Annotated in this window: 8 protein-coding genes; 3 read left to right on the forward strand and 5 right to left on the reverse strand. The window is 69.5% G+C overall.

Going from position 1 to position 19,015, the window contains the following annotated elements:
* Positions 1 to 23: 23 nt before the first annotated feature.
* Positions 24 to 2,663: a putative bifunctional diguanylate cyclase/phosphodiesterase gene (locus JQS43_RS19015; protein WP_239675738.1), complete on the reverse strand. Its 2,640-nt coding sequence runs from the start codon at positions 2,661 to 2,663 to the stop codon at positions 24 to 26.
* Between the two features lie 189 nt (positions 2,664 to 2,852).
* Between JQS43_RS19015 and JQS43_RS19020 the strand changes: the two genes are divergently transcribed.
* From JQS43_RS19020 to JQS43_RS19030, 3 genes are all read left to right on the forward strand, one after another.
* Positions 2,853 to 3,230: a PH domain-containing protein gene (locus tag JQS43_RS19020; protein WP_239675739.1), complete on the forward strand. Its 378-nt coding sequence runs from the start codon at positions 2,853 to 2,855 to the stop codon at positions 3,228 to 3,230.
* 23 nt (positions 3,231 to 3,253) lie between these two features.
* The gene (locus JQS43_RS19025; RefSeq protein ID WP_239675740.1) at positions 3,254 to 4,417 is read left to right on the forward strand and encodes a PQQ-dependent sugar dehydrogenase; all 1,164 of its coding nucleotides are present in this window, start codon (positions 3,254 to 3,256) and stop codon (positions 4,415 to 4,417) included.
* 78 nt (positions 4,418 to 4,495) lie between these two features.
* Positions 4,496 to 6,148, forward strand: coding sequence for a metallophosphoesterase family protein (locus JQS43_RS19030; RefSeq protein WP_239675741.1), 1,653 nt, complete (start codon positions 4,496 to 4,498; stop codon positions 6,146 to 6,148).
* Between the two features lie 57 nt (positions 6,149 to 6,205).
* On the opposite strand, the gene JQS43_RS19035 is transcribed toward JQS43_RS19030, so the two are convergent.
* The 4 genes from JQS43_RS19035 to gatB all read right to left on the reverse strand — a co-directional run bounded on the left by JQS43_RS19035 (position 6,206) and on the right by gatB (position 18,995).
* Positions 6,206 to 8,146 carry a BACON domain-containing protein gene (locus tag JQS43_RS19035; protein ID WP_239675742.1) on the reverse strand — a complete coding sequence of 647 codons (1,941 nt, stop codon included), beginning with the start codon at positions 8,144 to 8,146 and terminating at the stop codon, positions 6,206 to 6,208.
* 283 nt (positions 8,147 to 8,429) lie between these two features.
* Positions 8,430 to 12,116 carry a S8 family serine peptidase gene (locus tag JQS43_RS26095; protein ID WP_275580925.1) on the reverse strand — a complete coding sequence of 1,229 codons (3,687 nt, stop codon included), beginning with the start codon at positions 12,114 to 12,116 and terminating at the stop codon, positions 8,430 to 8,432.
* A 199-nt stretch (positions 12,117 to 12,315) separates the two neighbouring features.
* The gene (locus JQS43_RS26100; protein ID WP_275580927.1) at positions 12,316 to 17,094 is read right to left on the reverse strand and encodes a S8 family serine peptidase; all 4,779 of its coding nucleotides are present in this window, start codon (positions 17,092 to 17,094) and stop codon (positions 12,316 to 12,318) included.
* 410 nt (positions 17,095 to 17,504) lie between these two features.
* Complete coding sequence (gene gatB / locus JQS43_RS19070; RefSeq protein WP_420847713.1) at positions 17,505 to 18,995, reverse strand: Asp-tRNA(Asn)/Glu-tRNA(Gln) amidotransferase subunit GatB; 1,491 nt, start codon at positions 18,993 to 18,995, stop codon at positions 17,505 to 17,507.
* Between the last annotated feature and the right edge of the window lie 20 nt (positions 18,996 to 19,015).

Consider the following 19,015-nt stretch of genomic DNA (forward strand, 5'->3'; position numbering starts at 1 on the left):
ATTGTCAACCACCCCTACGACAACTACCGAGGAGCCGGGCGGTGCCGCTCCAAGAAGGCTTCCAGGTGCTCCGCCGGCGAAAATGCCGCAACTACGAAGCCCTGCCCGAACTCGCACCCGGCGTCATGCGCCAGCCGGCGCTCGTCGTCGGTCTCCAACCCCTCGGCGACCACCACCGCGCCGAGCCGGCGAGCCACCTCGACCACCGCCGCCGCCACCTCCAACGCCGCGCCGTCGCCGGCGATCGCGCCCGGCGGGCACAGCTTCACCACATCAATCGGCAGCCGTCGCAGCCGCGCCAGATCGGTGTCGCAGGTGCCGACGTCGTCCAAGCCGGTCCGAACCCCGAGCGCCCGCAGCCGGCTCAGCTGTCCGGCCACCGACGACACCTGGTCGGCCAGCTCCACCTCGGAGACCTCGATGGTCAACCGCTCCGGCGGGCTCTGGTGGACGCTCAGCGCGGCCGCCACCTCCGGAACGAACTCGGACGATGCGAGTTGCCGGGCCGAGACATTCATCGCCAGCCACAGATCGTGCCCGCGGCGGCGCCACGCCGCCACTTGCCGGCAGGCGGTATGCAACGCCCACTCGCTGATCTCACCGGCGACCCGCAGCCGCTCCGCCGCCGGCAGCAGCTCCGCTGGCAGCACCGTGCCCAGCACCGGGTGCCGCCACCGCAGCAGCGCCTCGACCCCCACCGGCCGGCCGCTGCCCAACTCGACCACCGGCTGGTAGAGCAGGTCCAACTCACCGCGGCCGGCCGCCCCGGGCAGGTGCCGCTCCACATCCAACCGGCGGACCAGCAGCTCCTCCAAGCTCTCGTCGTACCAGTCGATCCGGGTGGCGCCGCTCTCGGCCGCCCGCCGCACCGCCAGATCCCCCCGCCGCACCACCTCTTCGGCAGAGGCCGTCTCCTCCAATGCGGTCAGCCCCACGCTGACCACCAACCGCACCGGTCGCCCAGCCGGCAACGGGTACGCCCGGCTGAGCTCCGCCAGCAACCGGCAACCCAACGCGTACGCCTCGATCGGCCCACTGGCCGTAACCACCGCGAACTGGCGCTCGCCGAGCCGGCTCGCGAGATCCTCGGCGCCGACCAGGCTACGGAGCCGCTGCGCCGCTGCGAGCAGCAACGAGTCGCCCGCCGCCCGGCCCACCACGTCATTGATCGCGCAGAACCCGGTCAGGTCCACCACCAGCAGCGTCCCGGACCGGCGGCCGGCGCCGCGGCGAGAGCTGATCGCCCGCAGCAGCTCCCGCCGGTTGGACAGGCCGGTCAGCTGGTCGCAGCAGGTCAACCGCTGCAGCGTCCGCTCCAGCACGACCCGCTGGCTCACGTCGCGGACCTGCAACACCAACGCCCCGACCACCGGGTTCGCCCGCAGGTCACTAACGGTCGACTCGGTGTCCCGCCAGCACCCCAAGCCGTCACGCAGCCGAGCCACCAGCAGCGACGGGCGCGCGGCAGGCGTCCGCCCGACCACCGCGCGCAGCTCGTCCGCCGCGATGGCCCGGTCGTCCGGGTGCAGCAGATCAAGAAATCGGTGCCCCACCAGGTCTTCGCGGTGGAGTCCGAACAGTCGCTCCGCCGCTGGCGACTGCCACCGCACGACGAAGTCGTTGTCTAGCACCATGGTGACGTCGTTCGCACCGGCGAGCAGCGCCCGCAGCCGGGTCTCCTGGGCAGCGAGCCGATGCGCGTACCGGCGCAGGTCGGCGGCGTTCGGGAACTCGCGGAGCGCCAGCAAGCCCCCCACCAGGGCGCCCAGGAACATCGCGGCCCGGTCCAACTCCGCGGAGGTGAGCAGGTGATGGGCGATCGCCAGGGTCGCGGCCGCCACCGGGATCGCCAGCACCGGATACCCGCCGAAGGCCGGCGCCACCCTCCCCATCGGCACCGGCTCGGACGCCGGCGCTACCAACCGCGCCCCGAACCAGATGAGCGGCGGCCCGCCCACCGCCAACCCGGCCGCCGCCAGCGTCAGCCAGCTCGGCCCGGACTTCCCTAGCGTCACTACGAGCAGCGCCAACCCGGCGATCGCCAGCACCGCGCCGCCTGCGCACGGCACCACCGCAATCCGGCGCCGGACCGGGCCGAGCACCACCGTCGCGGCGACCGCCGCACCGGCTGCGGCGAGGCTCGCCGCGAGGTAACCCAACGGATACTCGGCGCCGAAACCCGGGATCAGCAGCCAACCCACCAGCGCCAGGCACATCCCGACGATCAACCCGTCGAAACCGTGCCGCAGCCGGCCAGCGAGCGTGAACGCGGCGCCCGGAATCTGCAACAGCCCTACGATGAACGCCCCGGCGGCCACCACCAGACCGCCGGCCGCGAGCATCGGCCGCAGGTCAGCCGGGACCCACGGCAGCGCCGCCACCGTACCGCCAGTGCTCACCACCCCGACGCCGAGCAGGCCCGGGCATCGGCACGCGCCCCGCGCGACCCGAGCGCTGACTCGGCCGGAGGTACGGATCGCCCACCCCCGGCGTACCAGGGCCAGGGCCGGTAGTAGCGCGCTGACCGCCACGGCCAGCGCGGCGGCTGCGATCGCGTCGAACCCGCCGAACTGCGACCCGGCGAGCGCCGCCAGCGCACCGATGCTGATCATCGCCGGGAGCAACGGCGGAAGGTCGGGCAGTCCGGAGCCGCCGCGGGGCACGGTCCCAGTCTCGGCCGGGGTCGGGGGCGGGGGAAGGGGTTGATCGGAGGGGGACTGGGTGCTCACGAGACCGGGGTGCCTTCCGTGCGTCGAGGGGTGCCCATCCGCGGCCGGTAGGCCGCCACCTGTGTCGTGAACCAAACGACGCCGAAGACCGTTCAGTTACGGGCCCGTGGCAGGATTACCGACGTGGGTACGCGCGACTCCGACCCGGGGCTCCAGTTCCGCCTCCACCGCGGCCGGGCGGTGGCCGGCATCATCGTGATCATCAGTCTCTGCACGCTGCTACCGGTCTCCGGCTGGTTCGCCCTGCTCCTGGTGCCGCCGGTGGCGTGGACCAGCTGGGTGCTACGGGCCGGCACCGACGTCGATGCCGACGGGCTCCGGGTGCGGGCACTCTTCGCCTCCCGCTGGTTGCCCTGGTCGCGGATAGAGTCGGTGCGGTCAGAATCACCCGATCGGGTGGTCGCCGCGCTGACCACCGGTGGGCAGGTGCCGCTGACCGCGGTCACCGCCGCCGACCTGCCCCGATTGGCCCAGCTGGCGCCGGGCGCTTCACCGGTGTGAGCGGCCACGGCTAACCTGGCCGGATGAAGACCGCCCGCCGCGCGCCACGGCTCGCCCGGCTCACCGGCGCCGTCACCGCGACGGTGCTGGTCACCGGGTGCGGCCTCGGTGCTCCGCCGGAGCCGGAGCCAGGTCAGGGTGCCCCGGTCTTTCCCACCCCGAGCGCTGCGGCCACCCCCGGCGAGGTCGACGAGGTCCATGAGGTGGTCGCCGCCGGACTGGCGGTGCCTTGGGGGATCGACTTCCTGCCCGACGGCGCCGCGCTGGTCACCGAACGGGACACCGGCCGGATCCTGCGGGTCGGACCCGAGCCGGACACCGACGGGTTGGTCACCGAGGAGGTACAGACCATCTCCGAGATCGACAACACCGGCGAAGGTGGCCTACTCGGCCTCGCGGTCTCCCCCGATTACCTAGCCGACGGTCTGGTCTACGTCTACTACACCACCGCGGACGACAACCGGATCGCTTCGCTGACCCTCGGCGACGAGCCGGCACCGATCGTAACCGGGATCCCTCGCGACGACACGCACAATGGCGGCCGGTTGGCGTTCGGGCCCGACGGCTACCTGTACGCCGGCACCGGTGACGCTGGCGAGCCGGACCGGGCCCAGGACGACCAGGATCTGGCCGGTGCCATCCTGCGGATGACCCCGGACGGTGAGCCTGCCCCCGGCAACCCGGACGACTCCCTGATCTACGCGATCGGCGTTCGCAACGTCCAAGGGCTCGCCTGGGACGGGCAGGAGCAGCTGTGGGCGACCGACTTCGGCGCGGACGACTGGGACGAACTCAACCAAATCGAGCCCGGCGCAAACTACGGCTGGCCGCAGGTGGAGGGGGTCGGGAACGACCCGGAGTTCGTGGATCCCAAGGTCGTCTGGGAGCCCGCGGAGGCGTCGTGCTCCGGCGCGGCCATCACCGGCGACACGCTGCTCACCGCCTGTCTGCGCGGCGAACGGCTGTGGGCGATGACGCTTACCGACTCCGGTGCGGTGTGGGGAGCGCCGGAGCCGATGTTGATCGAAGAGTACGGTCGGCTCCGGACCGTGGTGGCCGCCCCGGACGGCTCGCTGTGGGTGACCACCTCCAACCGTGATGGCCAGGCGCCGGACGGGCCGGACCCGGACGACGACCGGATCCTCCGGCTGGTCCTCGCCGGCAGCGACGGAGCGGGGCAGGTGTGACCAGGCTGGCGCCGACCCCACCCCCGACCGCCGCCGGCCGGTCGGCCAACGACCCTTGCATGCGGGAAAGGGCATCTCATGAGTGATGTAACCGATTCGACCGACGGTCCCCTCGGCGAGCAGCCAGAACCGGCCGGCCGCCGCTGGTTGCGCCGCTCTCGGGCGGCGCTCGAAGCTGTCGCCCGTCCCGACCGCCGGGTGGTGGCCGGCGCGCTGGTGCTGCTGGTCGCGATCGTCGGCAGTGTGCTCGGCGTCCTACTCGGCGCCCGTACCGGCGTCGAGGTCGGGCCGTTCAACGCGGAACTCCGCGTCACCCCCTCCGTCAACGGCGAGACCTCGGTCCTCATCCCCCCGCTGGGCTCGCTCCACGTCGACACGCACGACGGCCCCGCTCATCTCACCCTGCAGCTGGGGTCGCTCGACCAGGCTCGCACCCAGGTCATGATCGACGACCCGGGCGGGGTGACCCGCGCGGTCGAAACGGTCGCCGACGACGTCATGGACGGTGTGATCCAGCTCGGATTCGGCACGCTCGGCGCTGCGGTGCTGGGCTCGATGGTGCTGGCAGCGCTGGTGTTCCGGGACACCCGCCGGGTCGCCTGGGCCGGTGGCGTGTCGCTCGCCCTGGTCCTGAGCAGCTTCGGCACCGCCGCCGCCACCCTGCGCCCCGACGCCATCGAAGAGCCACGATTCGAAGGGCTGCTGATCAATGCGCCTGCGCTCATCGGTGACGTGCAACAGATCGCCGACGACTACCAGCGCTACACCGACAACTTGCAGAGCATGGTCGAGAACGTCAGCACGCTCTACACCGCAGCCTCCACCCTGGAGGCCTTCCAGCCCGACGACAGCATGACCCGGGTCCTCCACGTCGCCGACCTGCACCTCAACCCCGCCGCCTGGCCGGTGATGCGGACGGTGGTCGAACAGTACGGCATCGACTTCATCATCGACTGCGGCGACATCGTGGACTGGGGCACCGGCCCCGAGTCGCAGTACCTCGACTCCATCCGGCTGATGGGGGTGCCGTACGTCTTCGTCCGCGGAAACCACGATTCGCAGCTGACCCAGGAGGCGGTGGCGGCCCAGCCAAACGCGATCGTGCTCGACGACGACATCACCACCGTCTCCGGCATCACGGTCGCCGGCATCGGCGACCCGCGCTTCACCCCCGACCAGCGCACCGGCCCGTTCAGCGAAGAAGAACTCGCCGCAGTCCGGCAAGAGGTCACCGACTCCGGCGGCGTGCTCGCCGACACCATCCTCGCGTACGACGAACCGGTGCAGATCGCGGCGGTGCACGATCCGGTGGCGGCGGAGCTGCTCGACGGGGTGGTGCCGACGGTGCTCGCCGGTCACGCCCACAGCCGTTGGGTAGGCCCGGTCGTCGAGTGGCCGGTGGCGGAGGAACCACCCCCGCTGGAGCCGGGGCAGACCCGCCTAATGGTGCAGGGGTCGACCGGCGGCGCGGGCCTGCGCGGCCTGGAGGGCGAGCACCCCGACCCGCTGGCTCTCACCGTGCTCTACTACAACGACGAGCAGCAACTCGCCGCCTACGACGACATCAGCATCGGTGGTCACGGACTCTCCGAGGCCTCGGTGCAGCGGCATCAGGTGCCGGTGCCCGGTGGCGACGCCCCCGCCGCCGACGATGAGGCTCCCGCGGGGGAGGCTCCCGACGATGAGGCCGCGACCGGGGAGGAGCCGGCCCCGACCGGCCCCGCTGATTAGCGGTCTGGCCGGCCGGCGCAGAGATCACCCGGCGCCGGCCGGCACGGAGATCAGCCGCTACAGCTCCGCACACTGGGCGAGCTTCATCCCGCCGATCACGCTGTTGACCTGCCCGCCGTGCTCCGGCGGTGGCTGGTTGCCGGTGCAGTAGAGCGAGCCGACCAGTTGATTGCCGGCGATCAACAGCGGTCCGTCGGCGGTGGTGTTGTCCACCACCAGCATCGACCCCACCACCTGGTTGCCGGTGAACGTCACCCAACCGCCGGTGCCCCGCAGCGACACCGGGCCCACCACCAGCCCATCCGTCACCTCCACCAGGGCAGCTCCGAAGGTAGCGAGCGGCCCCTGGATGGTCGCCGAGGTGGCGATCAGGCCGGCCCCCTCGAAGACGTTCACCTCGCCCTGGACCTGCGCATCGGGGGCCAGGCAGGTGACGCCCTCGGCCACGGTCAACGGCCCCGCATGCACGCCTTCGATGACCACATCACAGGCAGGCCCGAAGACCTGCATCGTCACCGGCACCTCGGCCCGGGGCTGGGACGGATCGTTACTATCCACACAGACCAGTGCCGCGTGGTCACCGGCCGTGACCTCAGCCGCATCGAGCGTCAACCGGAGCTGTGCCACCTCACCAGCGCTCAACTCACCCTCTGACGGGGTGAGTTCGAGCCACGGCACACCCGCCGGGCCGCCGCACTCCTGCGCCATGAGCGACGCCTCCCAGGTGAGCACCCCGTCGCCGACGTTGGCCACCTCGAGCCACTGCTCGGTAGCCTCCCCCAGCCGTTGCGAAACCTCGATCTGCTCCGGGGTCACTTCGAGTTCGGGCTGGGCCGCCACCGACAGCGACACCGGGACCTCGACCCGGGGACGGGTCGGATCGTTACTCGCCAGGCACAGCACGGTGGACCGCTCATCACCGTCGGACAGGCCGGTAGCGTCCACCGTCACCGTCACCGACTCGTTCGCGCCCGGCGCCACAGTCCCTCCCGCCGGTGCTACCGCCAACCACGGCACGTCGGTCGGCAGCTCGCAACCGACCAGCGGACCGCCGCCGGTGACCTCAATCAACAGTTGCGGCTCGCCAGCGCCGAGCTCGCCGGTCGGCGCCGGCTCGGGTAGCCCACACGCCTCGGCCCGCAGGTACGACGGCGCGGTCTCGGTGCCGGAGTGGGCGCCGACATACAGCCCGCCCCCGCTCTGCGCCGGGACGTCGATCTCCACCACCAGGGTGGCGCCGGCCGGAACCACGCCCGCCACCGGCACCGTCACCGCCGACATGATTTCGTTTCCGACGCTGGTCTCGGCGCTGCCGAGCAGCGTAAAGTTCTCGTACTGGAACGGCTGTTGCGAGTCGAACGCGTAGAGGTTGACGGTGACCGCGGCCGCCGCGCCACGCGATCCCTCCACGCCGAAGGAGACTGCGCTCACCTCGAAGTCGCCAACCACCCCGAAGTCGGCCGGTGTGAAGTGCCGCAGATAGCCGCTGTCGGTGGTCTGGGCGCCGCGGTTCGGTGAACACGCACGGGATGTACCGGCCACGAGCGTACTCTCCGACGAGTGCGTGAGGGCCAGCTCGCCGGCCGGCACCGGCGGCAGCTCCGGCTCGACGGTCCATCCCGGACGGCCACGATGCCCGGGGAAGGACTCCAGCGCGCCGCCACCCCCAGGCTCCTGAGCTACCGGGTCCACCGGTGTCGGCGGATGGATCGGCAGCCGCCGCTGGTCATCCGGCTCCCCGACCGCCTCCCAGTGCAGCGGCGCCGCCCCGTCGTTGCCGACGGTGAGCGGATGGTCGGTGACCTCGCCCGGGGCCTGATCGGTTGTGATCGCCGCAGGCTCCACCACGATCGCTGGCGCTTCGTCAGCGGATTCGCCCCCGCCCGGGGAAGTGGCCGGCGACTCACCAGCACCAGGTTGTGGCAGGCCCGGCCGTTGCTGGGCGGCGGCGGGCGGCGCGAACGTCACCGCCAGCGCCGCTACGGCCAAGACCGCCACTGCCGATCCGGCCCGGTTCACCATTGTTCTGTTCCGACGACGCATGGTCACCGCTAAGACTCCTCTGTGCCCGGTCGGCGCCCCCGCCCGCCCGAGAACTGCTGGTAGCAGGGGTAACCTACCACGCACCCCAGCCACCGCCCGATAAACGATCATGGGGAAAAGTCCGCCGAACGACGCTGATCATGGACCCTTAGTCCATGATCAGCCGGGCCGGGGAGCGTTAGGCGCTCCCCGGCCCGGGTATCAGTTACTACTCAGCCAATCGGCCGAGTCTGACCTGTTACAGCTCGGCGCACTGGCCGAGCTTGCCGCCTGTAGCAGTGTTAGCCAGACCCAGATCCGTCGGCGCCGGGTCATTACCCAGACACGACAACGAACCAATGATCGTGTTACCAGCCACCACCGCAGCCGACGCCGTCGCACCGTTCACCACACTGACCGACCCGGTCACCTGACTAGCGAACAACGACACCGACCCAGTCGCACCAGACACCACCACCGGACCAGTCACCTGCGTAAACGACAGATCCACCACCGCGGCACCCACCGCAGACACCGGACCCTGCACCACCGCAGCCGTCGCCACCAGACCAGCACCCGCCGACACATTCACCTCACCGAGCACCTGAGCACCCGCCGCTAGACAGGTAACCCCCTCAGTGACAGTCAACGCACCAGCATGCACCCCAGTGATCGTCTCGTCGCACACCACCGGACCACCCGGCGGATCATCGTCCTCGACCACCGACATGCTCACCGGCACCTCCACCACCGGCGAGACCGGATCATTCGACGCCACACACAACAGCGCCTCATAATCACCCGGCTCAACCCCGGCAGCATCGAAACTCACCGCCACCGAACTCGACCCACCCGGCTCGGTGCTACCCGACGCCGGCGACACCGACAACCACGGCACGTCCCCCGGAGCCGCGCAGGCCCCCGGGGCGCCCTGATTGTCGAGCGAGACATCGTCGATGAAGAAGTTGGTGGTGCCAACCCCCGAGACGGTCGAGTCGAAGCTGAGCGTGTAGGTGCCGCCGTCGGCGAAGTCGCTGACGTCCACCACCACCTCGGCGTAGGTGGCGTAGTCCGCGGCGTCCGCGTCGGTGACCGAGAAGACCTCGGTGTCGTCCAGCGACACCCGCAGGAAGTCGTCCCCACTGCCGCCGGCAGCCGGGATCTCCAACCAGAACCGCAGTTCGGCGACGCCCGGCTGCAGCGTCACATCCTGCCGGACAAACCCGGTCTCCGGTGCCGCGATCCCGCCGAACCAGGTCCACCACTCACCGTTGCGAGGCCCGGTGCCGTTACCGAAGCCACACACATCGATCGTGCACAGCGGCGTGCCGAAGGTGGTCGACCCCTCGTCCCAGAACGGGTTGGGCGAACCAGCCTCGAACCCACCGTCCAGGATGACATCGGACGCAGGCACGTTCTGGTAGTCCCGTTCCAACGTGCTCGCTGGCGGCACCGTGTCCGGCACCGCCCGCAGTGCGCTGCCCTCTTCGGTGGCGCCCGCTTGCTCGGCCTCGGTGATCGACCACGTCAGCTCACCGGTGCCGGTGTTGGCGATCGTCAGCTCCTCCTCGGCCGCCTGGTCGGTCTGCACCTCCACCGACAGCTCGGCCGGCGACACCTCGATCGCCGGGGCCTCGTCAACCGGCGCCTGCGCGATCACCACGATCGGGTAGTGGACGCCGGCGACCGCTGCGCCACCGCTGTGCGAGTCGGTGGTCGTTAGCCGCAGATCGCCGAAGGCCCAGTCGCCGGTGGCGCTCTCCTGCCCGGTGACCGTCACCACGATCTCCTGCGACGCACCAGCATCGATGCTGAACTCCGCCGGGCTCACCGAGACCGTCGTCCCCGCCGGCGCGTCCACCTCGGCCTGATACGTCACCGGAGCGTCCGCCACGCTGGTCACGGTACGGGTAAAGGAGCACTCGTCCCCGCAGGTACGGTCGACCAGGTGCGGCACGTTCAACGTCCGCGGATCGCCGCCAGCGGCGGGGTTGGCGGCCACGAAGTTGGCGTGGCTCTCGTCCATCACCAGCCCGGTCCGGGCGGCCGCTTCGAGGTCCACCCGCCCCGAGCCGTGGTCGAACGCAGTAGCCGGCGTGCCCTCGTCGTCGACGGCCAGCACATCCGGATCAGCGGTCCCGGCCAGCGCCGACCGGACCTCGGCCGGTGACCACTCGGGGTGTAGCGCCATCAGCAACGCCGCGGAGCCGGCGCCGTGCGGCGACGACATCGAGGTGCCCTGGTTGAACATGTACTGGAGCGGGTCACCGCCGATCTCGACACCGGCGGCCAGCACGTTGACACCGGGAGCGGCGAAGGTCGGCGCCAGCACGTTGAACTGGCTCGGCCCACGGGCGCTGAAGGTCGCGACGATGTCCTGATAGGCATCGTCGCGCAGCAGGGCGGTGTCCCCGTGCAGGTGCACCTCGGTGGGCTCCGGGGAGCTGTCCACGATGAAGTCCCGAAGCTCGGAACCCTGCGGAAGGCTGAGATTGACCGCCGGGATACTGGTGGTCTCCAGGCCACTCAGGAAGACCGGTGGGCCGGCCATATCGCTGAAGAGGACAACCCCGACCGCGCCGGCCGCCGCGGCATTGTTGACCTTGACCGCGAAGTTGCAGCCACCGCCCCGCTGAATCAGGGCCAGTGCGCCCTCGAAGGCCCCGGCCGCGAACGACTGGCAGCCGAAAGCGTTGCCGACCACATGCCTGATCTCCGCGGTGATGTCATCCTCGACGATCGGGCCGCGGAGCGGATTGGCCGGGGCTGCGGCGAGCCCGACCAACTCCGCCGGCACCGGGCCGGGACCGGTGACGTCGAGGTCGTGGTGGATGATCCGGTCCAGCGTGGAGGCGGCCACCGTCGCATTCCACGGGCCGGTCTTCGCCACCGTCGCCGCCGGGCCGGTGTTACCCGCCGAGGCTGCGACGAAGATCCCGGCCTCGAAGGCGTCCAGGAACGCCAGGTCGACCGCGTCCACCCACGGGTTGTCGGTGCCGGAGATGGAGTAGTTCAACACGTTGGTCGGGTCGGCGATCGCCTGGTTGACCGCGGCGACGCTGGCAGTCTGGGGACAGCCGGGGTCACACACCAGGTACGAGATCACGTTGGCGCGGGGCGCCACCCCTTGAATGGTCCGGGTGTATTCGTCGCCGCCGACGCTGAAGGTGGCCTCGTGCCGGTTGCCCGCGATGGTCCCACCCACGTGACTGCCGTGGCTGTTGCGGTCCAGGACATCCGGGTAGCTCGGGCCGGTGGTGTTGAAGTTCCAGGCGCCGATCAGCTTGTCATTGCAGACATCCTGGTGGTCGGCGTGGTCCGGCGCGCAGGCACCGACGAACTCACCCGAGCCGAGCGGATTGTCGTGGACATAGCCGTCGCCGTCCACCTCGGCGAAGGACGGGTGGAAGGCGTTGACTCCGGTGTCGAGCATGCCGATCACCACGCCCTCACCGCTGGTCGCCAGGTCCGGCCCGGTTACCCCGTCCCAGAAGCTGGCCGAGCCCATTAGCTCGTGGCTCACATCGGTTTCGAGCTCCCGGATCTCGTCCGGGAACACGTTCGTGACACCGGGCAGGCTGGCCAGCTGCGCGGCCTCCGCCGCGCTGATCCGCAGCGCGACCGCGTTCAACACGTTGAGATACTCGAACTGCGGCGCCACGTCGCGCCCCAACGCCCGGCTGAACCCGGCTACGGCCTCAGCCTGTTGGTCCGCGAGGTAGTCGAGGTAACGGACGCTCGCCGGGGCTTCGACGTCGAGCCGGTCCGCTCCGGTGATGGCCGGGCTGGTCGCTGGCAGGCCGGCGAGGTCGCCGCCGTAGGTCGCCAACGGAGCGTCGGCGAGCTGCACGATCCACAGGCCAGTGGCTGATTCGGTGAGTTCAGGCGCGCCCGGACCGAAGTCCGGAGTGGTGTGCAAGGACTGCGCCAACGCCGGCTGCGGCATTGACAGGGTAAGGACCGCCGCGCTAGCGGCGGCGACTAACGTGGACAAAAGGGATCTGCGCCGTAGTGACACGCAAGGCACTCCTTCGTACCAGTCAGTGCCCCCGCCCACCGAATGACAATTGTTCCAAAGTGTAGCAGCGCCCCGCCGGAATGTAACTCCGGCGGGGCGCTGCTCTTATTGCGGTTCGGTTAAATTGTTACAGCTCCGCGCACTGGCCGAGCTTGCCGCCGGTAGCAGTGTTGGCCAGACCCAGATCCGTCGGCGCCGGGTCATTACCCAGACACGACAACGAACCAATGATCGTGTTACCAGCCACCACCGCAGCCGACGCCGTCGCACCGTTCACCACACTGACCGACCCGGTCACCTGGCTAGCGAACAACGACACCGACCCGGTCGCACCCGAAACCACCACCGGACCAGTTACCTGCGTAAACGACAGATCCACCACCGCGGCACCCACCGCAGACACCGGACCCTGCACCACCGCAGCCGTCGCCACCAGACCAGCACCCGCCGACACATTCACCTCACCGAGTACCTGAGCACCCGCCGCTAGACAGGTAACCCCCTCAGTGACAGTCAACGCACCAGCATGCACTCCAGTGATCGTCTCGTCGCACACCACCGGCTCACCCGGCCCGTCCGACTCCACCACCGACATGCTCACCGGCACCTCCACCACCGGCGAGGCCGGATCATTCGACGCCACACACAACAGCGCCTCATAATCACCCGGCTCAACCCCGGCAGCATCGAAACTCACCGCCACCGAACTCGACCCACCCGGCTCGGTGCTACCCGACGCCGGCGACACCGACAGCCAGGAGACCTCGCCCGGAGCAGCGCAGCCACCCGCACCACCGGGGACGCCGGTGAGCGTGAACGGTGCGCCCTGCTGAGTCAGCGTGCCGGTGTCGACCCACTCCTGCCAGGCCGTACCGGTCCACTGCTTGGCGGCTCCGGTCGTGGTCTCGCCGAGGATGGTGATCGGCGGCTGCCATGGCCCGGATGCCACCGAGCCGTCGAGCTGCCAGTCGATCCAGTAGGTCCCTTCGGCCAGCTCGAACTCACCATCAGCCTCGATGAACATGATCGGCCGGGTGGTGTCCACCGCCGTCTCCGAGATCCGGTATGCGTTGGTCCACCCGGTGTCCCGAAGCTGGTTGGTGCTGCTGTCACCGAAGACCACGGAGCTGCCCGCCTCGTCCGGCGGCCCGTCCCAGATCTGGTAGTTCACCGCGGTGAACGACGACGTGGTCGAAGACCCGGTCTGGTAGCCGTAGAAGGTGAGCCCGTCGACCTGCCAGCCGCCCTCGTCCACAGTGAAGACATCCGCTACGCGGAAGCCACCAGCGGCACTGACGTTGGCGCCCAGCGTCAGCATCTCGAGCGTCTGGCTCTGCAAGGTGCTGTGGTCGGAGCCGTCTGGACCCGCCCCCGGATGGGTGACGAACGGGCCGCTGTCGAAGAGCGTGTCGCTGGCGAGCGCCTCCGGCGCCTCGGCGGTGTGAATCTCCCAGTCGAGGGTGGCATCGCCGGTGTTACCCACCGACAACTCCTGCTCCACCACCCCGTCGACCGGCACCTCCGCCGACAACGAACCCGGCGACACCTCCACCACCGGAGCCGTCACCTCCTCGACCACCAACTCCACCGGAATCTCCACCACCGGCGACTCCGGATCATCAGAGGCCACACACAAGGTCCCGGCCACCACATCACCGTCGGCAAGCCCCGCCGAGTCGAAACTAACCTCGACCACCTGCGACCCACCCGGAGCCACCGCACCAGCCGCCGGCGACACCGACAACCAACCCGGCACCTCACACGACGGCTCCGACACGTCACCACCACCGGTAACCGACATCACCACATGCATACCCGGGAACCCGATCGCCGACGTATCCGTCGGCTCCGGCAACCCACACGACCCCGACGCCAAATACGACGGCGCAGTCTGACCATCCGGATTCGACCCGATGAACAACGCCCCCGACCCCGAAAGATCCGGAACATCAACCTCCACCACCAGAGTCGAACCCGCCGCCGCGGTACCCGACACCGGCACCGTCACAACCTCCAGCTCCATCGGCTCCAGCGTCTCCTCCGCCGAACCAATCAGCTCAAAGTTGCCATACTCGAACGACCCAGCCGGATCGACCATCTCATACAGATTCACCGACACCGTCGGAGAAACCCCACGCACCACCTCGACACCGAACGACACCTCGGACACATCGAACTCGTCGGTGATCCCGAAGTCATCCAACACGAAGTGCCGCAGATACGAATTCTCCGTCGTCGACAGACCCTGATCCGGCGTACACCCGACCGAGTTCTCCGCCACAATCGACATCGACTCCGAATGCGACAACGTCACCGCATCCTGCACCACCGGCACCTCCGGCGTCGCCACCCGCGGGGACGAACCAAACACCCCACGCAACAACGACGGCGCCGTCGACAACGACGCCTCACCCGAGACCTCACCCGGCTCCACCGACGTCACCGACGTCGCACCAGGCGACCCGGCCGGCTCATCCAGAATCTCCCAGGACAGCTCCGCGTCACCCACGTTGCCGATGGTCAACTCCTGCGTCACCACCGTGTCCGGACCCTGCACCGACGACAACTCCGACGGATCCACAGTGATTTCCGGCGCCTCGGTCTGCTCGGCGGCGGCGATCACCGTCACCGGGTAGTGAACGCCCGCGATCTCCGCACCGTTGGCGTGGGCATCGGCGGTCGCGAGGACCACGTCGGCGAACGCCCACTCACCCTCGGGCATGCCGGTCGCGTCGACCGTCACGGTCAGGTCGACCGAATCGCCTGGCTCAACGGTGAACTCTGCCGGCTCGACCGTCACGGTCATCCCGCTGGGCGCGTCGACCTGCGCCGTGTAGCTGGCCTCGGTGTCGGCCACGCTGGTGACCGTCCGCTCCCAGCTGCACTCGGCACAGCCGTGGTCGACGAAGGCTGGCAGGTTCAGGGTCCTCGGTTGCCCACCCGCAGCCGGGTTGGCAGCCACCATGTTGGCGTGCGTCTCGTCCATCACCAGCCCGATCCGCGCCGCCTCGGCGAGGTCGACCCGACCGGAGCCGTAGTTGAACGGATCTGCCGCCGACTCACCGTCCGGAGCCCGCAAGCCACTCGGGTCGGCGGTGCTGGCGAGCGCCGAGCGCACCTGCGCCGGGCTCCACTCCGGATGCAGCGCCACCAGCAGCGCGGCGGAGCCGGCAGCGTGCGGCGAGGACATCGACGTGCCCTGCATCTGGGTGTAGGTTTCGCTGTCGCCACCGCTGGCGCTAGCCGCTGCGAGGATGTTCACTCCCGGTGCGGTGACCGTGGGAGCCAACATCTCGAACTGGCTCGGCCCGGTCGAGCTGAAGCCCGCCATGACGTCTTCCCACGCCGGGTCGATGAAGACCTCGGTCTCCAGGTTGATCCGCGCCGTCACCGGCTCGGAGCTGCCGGTGACGTGGTCCAGCAGCGCCTGGCCGCTGGCAGCCTCCAGCATCACCGCGGGGACGTTGGTGTCGTCGTCGTCCGGGCCGAGACCACCGGGGGAGACCGGCGGCCCACCCTGGTTGTTGTAGAGGGCGACCCCGACCGCACCGGCGGCCTCCGCATTGAGAACCTTCTCCCCGAAGGTGCAGTCGCCCCGCTCAATCAGCGCGATGGCGCCATCGAAGACGCCGCTGTCGAAGGGGGTGCAGCCGAGCGGGTTGCCCTCGGCGGCGCGAAGCTCCGCGGTCAGGTCCTCGCCGAGCTGAGGGCCATCACCAGGGACTGCCGGCAGTTCGGAGAGCTCGGCCTCGCCCGGAACGTCCACGGTGTGGGCGAAGATCCGCTCGTGGGTGCTCGCCGCGACGGTGAGGTTCCACGGGCCGGTCTTGGCGACCGTGTTCGGCCCGGCGTTGCCGGCGGACGCGGAGACCACCATGCCGGCCTCGAAGGCGTCCAGGAACGCCAGGTCGACCGGGTCGGCCCATGGGTTGTCCACCCCGGAGATCGAGTAGTTCAGGACATCGACGCCATCCTCGACCGCCTGGTTGACCGCCGCGACGCTCGCGGCCCCCGGGCAGCCCGGATCGCAGACCAGGTAGGAGATGACGTTCGCGCGCGGCGCCACGCCCTGGACGGTCCGAGTGAACTCGGTCTGCCCGAACGTGAACACGGCATCGTGCCGGTTGCCCGCGATGGTCCCGCCGACGTGGCTGCCGTGGCTGTCCCAGTCGTGGATGCTCGGGTAGTTCGGCCCGGTGGTGTTGAAGTTCCAGGCGCCGATCAGCTTGTCGTTGCAGACCGGGTCGTGCGCCGGGTGGTCGGGGTCGCAGACGCCGACGTAGGTCCCGGAACCGTACGGGTTCTCGTGGGCGTAACCCTCGCCATCGACCTCCGCGAAGGACGGGTGGTCGGGGTTGACGCCGGTGTCGAGCATGCCGACGACGACTCCCTCGCCGTGCGTCGCCACGCCGGTGCCGGTGTCCCCCTCCCAGAAGCTCGGTGAACCGATCAGCGAGTGGCTGACATCGGTGGTCAGCTCCCGCTCCTCATCCGGGGTGACAGAGGCGACCCCCGGCAGCTGCGCCAACTCCGCGGCCTCGGCAGCGCTCACCTCGACCGCCATCCCGTTCAGGACGTTGCGGTACTGGAAGGCGACCGTGACGGAGCGGTCCAGGGTCTGCTCCATCGACCCGATGAACTCATCCTGCACCCCGGCCAAGTGGTCGAGGTAGGCAGCGCTGTGCGGAGCGTCCACATCGAGTTTTGCCGCGCCGGTCACGCTGGGGCTGGTCGCAGCGAGACCCGGCACATCGCCCCGGTACGCCGCGAGCGGCGCCGCGTCGAGCGCGACGATCCACTGACCGGTGGCGGACTCCTCCGAGAACTGGGTTCCAGGATCGGCCAGATCGAAGGCTTCATGGTTGTTGTCGCCGAAGGACGGTTGTCCTGCGGCCGGCTGTGGCATCGCCACCACCAGAGTCGCCGCCCCGGTGAGGGCGACGAGTTTAGATAAGAAACTTCGAGAGCGAAGTGTCACCAGGGGTACTCCCTCGTACCATAAAGGCGCCCCCGCTCACCTAAACGACCGCTTACCGCCCCCGAACCTAGTACGCCGCAAGCAAGCCGGACAAGATAGCAAATCCCCCAAAATCGGACCGACATCGGACAGTTTCGGATCTGCCGGGAGCTGGGAAGTCATCGAACGGGATAGGTCGGCGGCGAACTGGCCGAAAACTCCCGCCACAAGGCTCCGGAATAAATTAAAGGTATCTATATAAACGTGCCTGGAATACTCGGCCGTTACGACTCCGAAGTTCGCAGGAAACCGCTGCGACGCGACGCGCGCGTGGACGGCCAAGCAGATGTCGCGGAGACTCAGCCGCTGCTGAGCCGGGCGAGGACCAGGTCGCGGACGGTCTTCGCGTCCGCCTGGCCCCGGGTCGCCTTCATCACCGCGCCGACCAGCACCCCGGCCGCCGTCACCTTGCCATCGCGGACCTTCGCCGCCACCTCCGGGTTGGCGGCGATGGCTTCATCGACCGCGGTGGTGAGCGTCTCGGCGTCGGAGACCATCGCCAGACCACGTGCGGAGATCACCGTCGCCGGATCTCCCTCGCCAGCGAGCACGCCCTCCAGCACGGTCCGCGCGAGCTTGTCGCTGAGTTTGCCCTCGTCGATCAGCTGCTGGATGGCGGCCACATCGGATGGTGCGGCGCCCACCTCGGCCAACTCGACACCGGCCTCGTTCGCGCGCCGCGACAACTCGCCGAGCCACCACTTCCGGGCCGCCTCCGCGGTCGCGCCGGCCGCGACCGTCGCCGCCACCAACTCCAACGCCCCGGCGTTGATCACCGCCTGCATGTCCAGGTCGCTGTATCCCCACTCCTGCGCGAGCCGCTCGCGGCGGGCGCGCGGCAGCTCCGGCAGGCCCGCCCGCAGTTGCTCCACCCAGGACGGATCGGGCGCCAGCGGCACCAGGTCCGGCTCCGGGAAGTAGCGGTAGTCGGTCGCGGTCTCCTTGGAGCGGCCGGCGGTGGTGTCGCCGGTCTCCTCATGAAAGTGGCGGGTCTCCTGCACCACCGTCTCACCACGGTCCAACAACGCGGCTTGCCGCAGCATCTCCGAGCGGACCGCCCGCTCGACGCTCCGGAGCGAGTTGACGTTCTTGGTCTCGGTCCGGGTGCCCCAGGCCGCTGCTCCGACCGGGGTGAGCGAGGTGTTGACGTCGCACCGGAGCGAACCCTGCTCCATCTTCACGTCGGAGACGCCGAGGCTCCTGATCACGTCGCGTAGCTCGGTCACGTAGGCGCGGGCCACCGAGGGCGCCAGGATGCCCGCGCCCGGGACCGGTTTGGTCACGATCTCGACCAATGGAATGCCGGCACGGTTGTAGTCGACCAGCGACTCGGTCGCCCCGTGGATGCGACCGGTGGCGCCGCCGACATGCAGCGTCTTGCCGGTGTCCTCTTCCAGGTGCACCCGCTCGATGCCGACCCGCACCTGCTCCCCGTCGACCAGCACGTCGAGCCAGCCGTCGGTGCAGAGCGGCTCATCATACTGACTGATCTGAAAGTTCTTCGGCATATCCGGATAGAAGTAATTCTTCCGGGCGAACCGGCACCAATCGGCGATGTCGCAGTTGAGCGCCAGCCCGATCCGGATGATCGCCTCGATCGCTGCCTGGTTCGCCACCGGCAGACTGCCGGGCAACCCCAGACACACCGGGCACACCTGCGAGTTCGGTGGTGCGCCGAACTCCGTCGGGCAGCCGCAGAACATCTTCGTACGGGTGCCCAACTCGACATGCACCTCAAGGCCGATCACCGGTTCATACCGGCGCACCACATCCTCGATGTCAGTCACCACGGTAGCGCTCACCAGCGCAG

This window comes from Natronosporangium hydrolyticum, from assembly GCF_016925615.1.
GTDB lineage: Bacteria > Actinomycetota > Actinomycetes > Mycobacteriales > Micromonosporaceae > Natronosporangium > Natronosporangium hydrolyticum.

What these genes read in the sequence shown, in the direction of transcription:
- JQS43_RS26095 (WP_275580925.1), bottom strand. Translation starts at nt 12,116, where the DNA reads ATGCCGCAGCCGGCGTTGGCGCAGTCCTTGCACACCACTCCGGACTTC.
- JQS43_RS19030 (WP_239675741.1), top strand. Translation starts at nt 4,496, where the DNA reads ATGAGTGATGTAACCGATTCGACCGACGGTCCCCTCGGCGAGCAGCCA.
- JQS43_RS19025 (WP_239675740.1), top strand. Translation starts at nt 3,254, where the DNA reads ATGAAGACCGCCCGCCGCGCGCCACGGCTCGCCCGGCTCACCGGCGCC.
- JQS43_RS26100 (WP_275580927.1), bottom strand. Translation starts at nt 17,094, where the DNA reads ATGCCACAGCCGGCCGCAGGACAACCGTCCTTCGGCGACAACAACCAT.